8 protein-coding genes and 4 pseudogenes are annotated in these 8444 nt (G+C 59.1%); 7 read left to right on the top strand and 5 right to left on the bottom strand.

Annotated features, from left to right (window positions below; translation table 11 throughout):
• Positions 1-226 precede the first annotated feature (226 nt).
• The 3 genes and pseudogenes from VK792_RS19090 to VK792_RS19080 all read left to right on the top strand — a co-directional run bounded on the left by VK792_RS19090 (position 227) and on the right by VK792_RS19080 (position 2816).
• Complete coding sequence (locus VK792_RS19090) at positions 227-1057, top strand: type IV toxin-antitoxin system AbiEi family antitoxin domain-containing protein (RefSeq protein WP_326299486.1); 831 nt, start codon at positions 227-229, stop codon at positions 1055-1057.
• Positions 1047-1963 (top strand): annotated as a pseudogene (locus tag VK792_RS19085) (nucleotidyl transferase AbiEii/AbiGii toxin family protein). Before VK792_RS19090 ends, VK792_RS19085 begins: the two are co-directional and overlap by 11 nt.
• Before the next feature lie 13 nt (positions 1964-1976).
• The gene (locus tag VK792_RS19080; RefSeq protein WP_326299484.1) at positions 1977-2816 is read left to right on the top strand and encodes a hypothetical protein; all 840 of its coding nucleotides are present in this window, start codon (positions 1977-1979) and stop codon (positions 2814-2816) included.
• 94 nt (positions 2817-2910) lie between these two features.
• On the opposite strand, the pseudogene VK792_RS19075 reads toward VK792_RS19080, so the two are convergent.
• Positions 2911-3123: pseudogene (locus VK792_RS19075) on the bottom strand (SMC-Scp complex subunit ScpB); the annotation flags it as partial.
• A 134-nt stretch (positions 3124-3257) separates the two neighbouring features.
• On the bottom strand, positions 3258-4028 hold the full coding sequence (locus VK792_RS19070; RefSeq protein ID WP_326299483.1) for a MerR family transcriptional regulator: 771 nt from the start codon (positions 4026-4028) through the stop codon (positions 3258-3260).
• A 177-nt stretch (positions 4029-4205) separates the two neighbouring features.
• Here VK792_RS19070 and VK792_RS19065 point away from each other — a divergent pair.
• From VK792_RS19065 to VK792_RS19055, 3 genes and pseudogenes are all read left to right on the top strand, one after another.
• Positions 4206-4277, top strand: a pseudogene (locus VK792_RS19065) (IS6 family transposase); the annotation flags it as partial.
• Positions 4275-4730 (top strand): annotated as a pseudogene (locus VK792_RS19060) (DDE-type integrase/transposase/recombinase); the annotation flags it as partial. The pseudogenes VK792_RS19065 and VK792_RS19060, both read left to right, overlap by 3 nt.
• A 119-nt stretch (positions 4731-4849) precedes the next feature.
• Positions 4850-5485: a hypothetical protein gene (locus VK792_RS19055; protein WP_326299482.1), complete on the top strand. Its 636-nt coding sequence runs from the start codon at positions 4850-4852 to the stop codon at positions 5483-5485.
• Here VK792_RS19055 and scpB read toward each other — a convergent pair.
• Positions 5482-6078, bottom strand: coding sequence for an SMC-Scp complex subunit ScpB (gene scpB, locus VK792_RS19050; protein WP_326299481.1), 597 nt, complete (start codon positions 6076-6078; stop codon positions 5482-5484). The two genes, VK792_RS19055 and scpB, sit on opposite strands and share 4 nt — an antisense overlap.
• 2 nt (positions 6079-6080) lie before the next feature.
• Positions 6081-6965 (bottom strand): DUF1403 family protein, encoded by an 885-nt coding sequence (locus VK792_RS19045; protein WP_326299479.1) that lies wholly within the window; start codon positions 6963-6965, stop codon positions 6081-6083.
• Positions 6966-7091: 126 nt separating this feature from the next.
• Here VK792_RS19045 and VK792_RS19040 point away from each other — a divergent pair, with 126 nt between their 5' ends.
• A complete protein-coding gene (locus tag VK792_RS19040; RefSeq protein WP_326299478.1) occupies positions 7092-8210 on the top strand; it encodes a tyrosine-type recombinase/integrase in 1119 nt (372 codons plus the stop codon).
• 4 nt (positions 8211-8214) lie between these two features.
• Here VK792_RS19040 and VK792_RS19035 read toward each other — a convergent pair.
• On the bottom strand, positions 8215-8444 hold a 230-nt coding region (locus VK792_RS19035; RefSeq protein WP_326299476.1), incomplete at its 5' end, for a type II toxin-antitoxin system RelE/ParE family toxin.

The following is an 8444-nucleotide window of genomic DNA, read 5'->3' as shown; positions in this document are numbered from 1 at the left end:
TTGGCGGGCAGACCCCAACGACATCATCGCCGCAAGAAATCGAGGGTTCCAAATGTTGGATTCAATCCACTAGGGCATCCACGCCCTGCATTGCTGTTGAGCTTCAGAGCTGACAACCACCAGGCTCTTTGAGAATTCCAGAATTTGTCGATCCTTGACGGACTATCTCACAGGTTTTCACAGAAACAAGTGGCGGCCTCTTTAAAAATACATCATTATGTCGCCCATGAGCGGACAAGAACACGAAAAACTAAAGAACCTTCTTGAGGCTGTCCCCACGGGGTTCCTCGTGGACTCCGCCTGGCTTGAGCACCACGGGATAGGCCGGCGTTCGTCCTACGCTTATGTCCAACGCGGCTGGCTAGAACGCCTTGGACGCGGAGTCTTCCGCCGCCCGGCACCAGGCAGCGCCACCACGAATATGCTCGATTGGAAGACCTGCCTGCTCTCGCTCCAGCACATCATGCACTACCCTGTCCATATCGGGGGGGCGACGGCATTGGGCCTGCAAGGCTATGCGCACTATCTCTCACTCGGCGACAAGAGCACAGTCTGGCTCTACGGCTCAAAAATCCCCAACTGGCTCGAAAAACTGCCGCTCAACACCGAACTCCGGACACGCAGCGTATCGCTGTTCTCCGATCCAGAGTTGGGTGTCAATGACGCGCGAGATAATCAGGGAGAGACAGCATGGTCCCTGCCGTGGGACTGGAAACTGGTGATGTCCTCGCCGGAACGCGCGATCTTAGAGGCGCTGGACGAGTTGCCGGATCAGGAGAGCTTTCACAACCTCGACATGGCGTTCGAAAGCCTGACGACGTTGCGACCGAGAACCCTCTCGGCACTGCTCAGAAGTTGTAAGAAGATCAAGGTCAAACGCCTGTTCTTCGTGTTCGCCGACCGCCACGACCATGCCTGGCGCAAGCGTCTCGATCCGGAAGAGTTCGACCTCGGCAGCGGGGATCGCGCACTGGTCAAAGGCGGCAAGATACATCCGCGCTACAGGATCATGATGCCCGAAGAGTTTGTAGGAAAGGAACGTGGTCATGGCGCGTGAGGACTATGCCGCCCAAGTGGCGCTGCTCGTGCGGATACTGCCGTATGTCGCAAAGGAGAAAATATTTGCGTCAAGGGCGGGACGGCCATCAACCTCTTCTATCGCGACCTTCCGCGCCTCTCGGTCGATATCGATCTGACCTATCTGCCTGTCAAGGACCGCGCCGAAAGCCTCGTCGAGATCAACGACGCGATGGACCGGATTGCCGCCGCCATCGAAGGCGGAATCACCGGCGCCAAAGCGCAGCGCATTGCCGGCGGCGGCGGCGGCGCCACGCGTGCGCTCGCCCGCCTCGGCACAGCCGAAATCAAAATCGAAACCTCCCCCGTTACCAGGGGCGTCGTGCATGATCCGGAACAACGCGAAGTCTCCGAAGCCGTCGAGGAGGCGTTCGGATATGCGATGATGAACATCGTATCCTTCGAGGATTTGTTCGGCGGCAAGCTCCATGCGGCCCTTGATCGCCAGCATCCGCGAGACCTTTACGACGTCAAGCTGCTCTACGAGAATGAAGGCTTCACGGACGAGTTGTTCCGCACTTTTCTGATCTATGTCGCGAGTTCGCCACGCCCGCCGCACGAATTGCTGATCCCAAACCTGATCGATCTGAATCAGCCCTATGTCCGGGAATTCGAGGGCATGACGAAGGAAGCCGTCGACCTTGCGGAATTGATCTCAACGCGCGACCGCCTGATCGCGGACATCCAATCCCGCATGGATGAGGACGCAAAGAGGTTTCTGAGAACCCTGCATGAAGGCGATCCCGACTTCGACGCGATCGGTCGCCCTCAAGCCGCCGCGTTGCCCGCCGTCAGATGGAAGCTGATCAACGTGAACAAGCTGAAAGCAGAGAACCCCGTTAAGCATGCCGCCCAACGGGAAGAGCTGGAGAAACTCCTCGGCTGAAGATGGATCAGAGATGACAGACTTTGAGAACGACCCCGACTACGAAGAATGCCTTGTGACCTTTTTTGATGTCCTCGGCTTCAGGAACCTCCTGCACACGCGAAGCGGAGCAGAGATCAGGCACTTGCTTTCGATGTTTCGTCGGGTATCCGAAGGGGATGCCACGCCACCGACCCGTTCCGATGAAATGCGGATGATCAGCGAAGTCCATGCCGAGATCGTGTCTGATGCGATCGTCAGAACCAGAACCATTGAAACTCAGTACCAGGCCGGCCCCTTGGTCTGGGAGATCATCGATCTGCTGCACATCCAGATCGAATGCGTGGCAAATGGCATATTGGTGCGCGGCGCGATGACGATTGGCCACATGCATCTCGGCATCGACTTCAGTGGTCCGGTGTTTGGGCCAGGCCTTGTTCAGGCTTATTTCATGGAAGAAGGCGAGGTCATCTTCCCGCGCATTGCGATCCATGAAGATGTGATCGAACGCCATCGGCAGGACCAAACACTTTGGCGGGAAGGACATTCCTATGCGGATGAAGAACGCGCCTTGAACAACCTCCTGCGCCAGGACGAGTCAGGTCTCCAATACATAGACTACCTTCGAGCCAGCCTTAGCGAGACTGATGGCGAACTCGCCGGTTGGGTCGAGTTTCTGGGTCGGCACAAGACGCTGGTCGAGAATGGTTTCGCCGACAGCCCGAACGCGACGGTCCGGCGCAAATACAGCTGGCTCAAGAACTACCACAACGCAGTCATCGACGAGAACTTGGCAAACCTGGAACCAGGCGCGATGACCGAGGATGGGGACCCCTGGGAATATCTATTCAGAGAGCTCAGGATCGAATCTTGAGTTCTCAAAACAAGTCACGAGCGGGAGCGTCACGAAATGTCCACGAGATGCCTCACCGTTTGGCCGATACCGAGATCGCCAGCCCCCACTATTCCTATGACCCGCCGTCCAGACCTGCGTCCTGCAACTGCTCCCGCTCTAGCAGATCGGCGAGAGTCTCCAGATCGAACGCGACAAGGAACTGCTCGGTCGTCACAAAGGTATAGGGCACACCGCGGCGCGGCTATCGTGGCCCGATTTCGATAAGGCCGCGCGCATGCAGCCGCCCGATCAGAACGCGGCTGATCTCCTTGCCGAAGATATCCTTGTGTCACTTAGCACTTAAAGATGACAATCTGATCTTCCTGATTTCAATAGCTTAGCTTTGCACCTAAAGCGTCGCTGCATTGCACAGGCGATAGCCGCCACGCTGATGTTCAACCTGACGGCTTGCCCTTCTGGTCAGCTTTGACGCTTGGCCCAGCTACGCATTGCAGCGCAAAGGTATCTGGAGAAACCTTCTTCGATGGCTTCATAGCGAGCCACGAAGTCGGGGTGCTCATAGTTGTCGGCAAGCCCTGAATAGGCCGTCGGCGGACAATCCCGACCCCAGCTTGACGCCACCCAAGCCCGATGCCGTTCGATCAGCGGATCAAGTGATTGGGCCTCGGGCGGCACACCATCCCGTAGCGCCTTGGCAAACTGCTGCTCGATGTCCTTCAGTTCGGACATCATGGCATCTCTTTCTGCGGGACTCAGGTTCTCCATCTTCCGGCGGCTGGTTTCGATGTGCTTCCCGATCTCGGGGCCATATTTCTTTTCAAGCCATGCCTCATATTCCGCTTGCTTCTTCGGGTCGACAATTCCGGAATACAATTCTGCGTCTTTCATGGCGCGATCTCCTTCAAGTTCGGCGATCGTGCGGTCGATCGTCCTCAGCATTTCGGCGGAACGGGCTACTTCTTGGGCGATGCGCTCGCGTTGGCTTTTGAGTGCCGTCAAGCGGTCGAAACCGGGTACATCCAAAATGGCCCCGATCTCGCCGAGCGGGATTCCCAACTCGCGATGGACCAATATTTGTTGCAAGCGCAGTAGTTCCTCGCGACCATAGTAGCGGTAGCTGTTCTCGCCGACATACGCAGGACGGAGAAGGCTGATCTCATGGTAGTGATGCAGCGTTCGGACGGAAATGCCCGCCATCTTTGCTACCTCGCTGACCGTATAGTTCGTCATTTTGCTCTCCTGCGAATGCCCGCTGGACGCCTTGTTAGTCTCTCACGCCGCGTGAGGGTCAAGACAAAGATCAGCCTCCTGCAAAGACTAACGCCCTTCGCCCCTTCAGGTCGTTCTGTCGCAAACTTTCCGCGATCGGGTTATCGAGGGCCAGAAGTAGTCGATAGGGTCAGGTCGATGGTGTCGTTCAAAGGTGCTCAGTTTCCGAAAGATGTCATTCTACTCGCTGTGTTCTTCTATGTCCGGTATGTGGCCTTCGTGATCGACACCTTCGCCAATCGCATCGTTGGCTGGCGCGCGTCACGGTCGCCGCAAACCCAGTTCGTGCTCGATGCCTTGGAACAGGCACTTTACGAACGACGGCCAACTGGTGACATCATTCATCACAGCGACCGAGGCAGCCAGTATGTGTCGATCCGCTATACTGAGCGCCTGGCCGAAGCCGGGATCGAACCGTCGGTCGGTAGAGTTGGTGACAGCTATGACAACGCCTTGGCCGAGACGATCATTGGGCTGTTCAAGGCGGAGGTCATTCACCGGCTGGGTCCTTGGAAGACCGCTGATGCCGTCGAATGGAAAACCCTGAAATGGGTCGATTGGTTCAACAACCGTCGCTTGCTACAACCCATCGGAAACATCCCGCCCGCAGAGGCCGAAGAGAAGTTCTATGAACAGCGTAACGAGTTCGATAAAGTTGCTTGAAACGGAGTAATCAGCCTCCGGCAAAACCGGGGCGGTTCAGGGAAGGCCGCCCTCTTATCGCCGATGCCTATAAGATCTTTCTCGCAGAAGGAGTTCGATTGCTCCAAGTCCATTTCGAAATGAGTTTCGAGGAGATCAACGAAACCATCGGATTTCAAGGCTCCGGCATGCATCGCACGCTCGAAGTCATTTGGCCCGATTGGGATGCGGAACAGGTCGAGCGCCTGGTTCGCACGCTGCGCGCCCCGGACCTGTCCGAAGATCAGGTGAGAGAGTTTGGAGTGTTTCTTCGAGAGAACTTTCAGGATGCGATTTTCCATCGGCTGCAATCGTTCGAAAAGCACGCTTTCGAATACGGTCACGCCCGGATTGCCGGCATGCAAAGTGACCTTCAGGGAATGTCGGTTGCGGTTGAACAAGTGGTTCGTGCCCTGGGCGGACAGGGCACCCAGCCTTCAAAAATGTTCCGTGACCTATGGGATGGAACCGAAGTCGGGCGGATCTTTAAGAAACAGAAAACCTTACTGGAGCGCGGCCTGCCATTTGAAGACTTGCTCGAAGAGATAGACGCACTCAGGGGTAACGGCGGAGAAAATGAAAAAGCGGCGGACCTCATTCTTGCGACGCGTGTCCGTGGTTCTGTCCACCACGCCGTTCAAATCGAAAACCAACTGGAACTTGAGCAGCTGTTGGTCAGGGTACTCCGGGCCGCGGCATTGACCCACGCGTCGCTGAAGCCTGTCGATGCCTCCTAAGAACCAGCACTCATGCCCGCATCCAGCAGCTGCTCGCGATCGGGAAGATCGCGCAGGCTCTCCAAACCGAAGGCGACTAGGAACTGTTCGGTGGTGACGAAGGTATAGGGGGCCCCTCGCCGAGGCGACCTTGGCCCGGTCCCAACGAGTCCACGCGCATGCAGTCGCCCGATCAGGTCGCGACTGATCTCCTTGCCGAAGATGTCCTTCAGCCCGTCGCGGGTGATCGGCTGGTGATAGGCGATGGCGGCCAGCACCGCGACGTCGAATTCACTCAAGTCCAGCAGTTGGTCGCCGACATATGCCGCAGCGCGGATTGCGGGCGCGTAGGCGGCCCGCGTCCGGAATATCCAGCCGCCAGCGACCTGCACAACTTCAAAAGCCCGCCCCTCCAGCTCGGCGGCGAGGTCTTCAACCAGCAGGTTAACCGAGGCCCCCTGCCCCACGACCCGTCCCAGATCTTCGCGCGGCACCGGCGAAGCAGAGGCGAAGAGCACCGCCTCGATCCGGCGCATCCATTCCCGCCAGCGCAGCTCCGGCGGCAGATCAGGCAACTCGCGATCCAGTTCGGGGTCAGAGCGATCCTTCGCCATCGCTACACCCCGTAAAGCCGGAAGGTGTCGCGCCCAGTCAGCTCGCGCACCGCGCCGAGGTCGACCAGCCGGTCGCAAAGCCGCCGCGCGGCGCGATCCGGCAAAGGCAAGGCCGACGGCGCCACCGCGTCCCAGGTCAGGAACATCTCGACAGCGTCGCTCGCCCCCTTGGCCCGCAGCTTGGGTGCGACCGCCTTCAGATGCGTCGCCCGACGCGCGAGGTCCGCGGCCTGCCGAACGGCCTCGATCAACGAAGAGATGAGTGCGCGATGACAGGCCAGACGCAAGTCGCCGCCTTGCTTGCGCAGATCGGCGCGTTTCAGACCCGCGGCCAGCAGCGGCACGAGATGACTCCACCCGAGGGTTTGGGCGAGGGCCGCATCCGCGAGGATCAGCGCAGCTTCGTCAGCACGTGGCACCTCGCGCCGAACGGCTTCCAGCGCCATCGCGGCCCGGTTCACCGGCGCCCCTTTCCCGGCATCAAGCCACGCGGCAATCTGGCCCGGATCGAAGGCCGGCAAGGCTCGGCCCAGAGCCTTGATCGACTCCGGCCGCTCCACCGCGCGCCGCCAGGCCAGGTAGGTTTCACCGGCAGGTCCGGGCAGATCGCCGGGGCGCAAAAGGTGTACGGCATCGCGCAGCTCCGCCTCCCGCTCCGGCCGCCCAGAGAACGCGACACAAGCAGCAGCCGCGCGCAGCGCGAGCCTGTCCCGCAACAAGGGTTGGGACACCGCCTCACGGCCCAACACAAGATTCAGGTGGTTCAGCGCAGCGCCCGACAAAAACGCAACATCCTCAAGGGTTTCAGCGCGTGCAGAGGTGACCCAGGTCGGCGTCCGGGGTAACATGTCGAGGTCTCTGATGTGATCTGGCCGGGCAAAAGTCATGCCTGAAGCCTACATCAGCGCGGCGCTTTCTGCCAGCAAATAGCACTATAACCGCCCCACCCTGCCATTCTTCGATATGTCCAATAAGTTTGCATTATCGGACATAAATGGTGTAAGCTCAGAAACATGATCAATTCACACGAAAATGAGCGCCCAGAAGCCGAGAAATCACGCTCATCGTTCTCCGACACGGCAAACGATGCTCGGGTCGACGAGAGAGATCGTTCAAATCGCGATGCGATCGCGCTGCCCTCGCATGTGGCCGGCTCCGGCACCCTCGATCGGCTGATCGACACTGCCCGGGACTATGCCAAGGCCTCGACCGCTGAGAACACCAACAAGGCCTACGCCGCCGACTGGAAGCACTTTGCCCGATGGTGCAGGCTCAAGGGAACCGATCCCCTACCCCCATCGCCGGAGATGATCGGGCTTTACCTGACCGACCTGGTCGCGCCGACAGCCGGTACCCCTGCTCTCTCCGTCTCGACCATCGACCGGCGCCTCTCGGGGCTCGCCTGGAACTACGCGCAACGGGGGTTCACTCTCGATCGCAAGAACCGCCACATCTCGTCGGTGCTGGCGGGGATCAAGCGCAAGCACGCGCGCCCACCGGTGCGGAAGGAAGCGATCCTGGCAGAAGACATTCTCGCGATGGTGGCCACCCTCCCTTTCGATCTGCGCGGCTTGCGTGACCGAGCAATTCTGTTGGTCGGATATGCTGGGGGTCTGCGCCGCTCGGAAATCGTCAGCTTTGACGTCCACAAAGACGACACGCCGGATTCCGGCGGCTGGATAGAGATCTTGGAGAAGGGTGCCCTGCTCACTCTCAATGCCAAGACCGGGTGGCGCGAAGTCGAGATCGGCCGAGGCTCGAAGGAGCAGAGCTGCCCCGTACATGCTCTCGAGCAATGGCTTCACTTCGCCAAGATCGATTTCGGGCCGCTCTTTGTGCGGACCTCTCGGGATGGCAAGCGTGCGTTAGAGGCGCGACTTTCGGACAGGCATGTTGCTCGGTTGATCAAGGCCACCGTGCTAAAAAGCGGGATCCGATCCGACCTGCCCGAGGCAGAGTGCCTGGCGCTTTTCTCCGGTCACTCGCTGCGCGCCGGCCTCGCCAGCTCCGCTGAGGTCGACGAACGCTATGTGCAGAAGCACCTGGGTCACGCCTCGGCCGAGATGACCCGCCTCTACCAGCGTCGCCGGGATCGGTTCCGCGTGAACCTGACCAGGGCTGCGGGACTATAAAAAATCAAGATTCATTGCTTCTGAGTGTTGTTAGCGCCGCGATGTGGCGCGGCAGATCGCTACGGGAATGCAGAATATCGATGATGATGACTTCTTCAGCCCGATCCAGGAAAACCAGGAAATGCTCCCCTGCCCTTAGGTATCTCAGGTCTGCGGTATCATCGACCAGGATTGAACAGCTTCTGCTGTGTGCCTGGCGGCTTACAATTGCACCGCAACGGGAAAGGAGTTCCG

Origin of the sequence: Mesobacterium hydrothermale, assembly GCF_035818635.1 — a bacterium.
Classification (GTDB): Bacteria; Pseudomonadota; Alphaproteobacteria; order Rhodobacterales; family Rhodobacteraceae; genus Mesobacterium_A; species Mesobacterium_A hydrothermale.
This window is presented reverse-complemented; position numbering and strand designations above follow the sequence as displayed.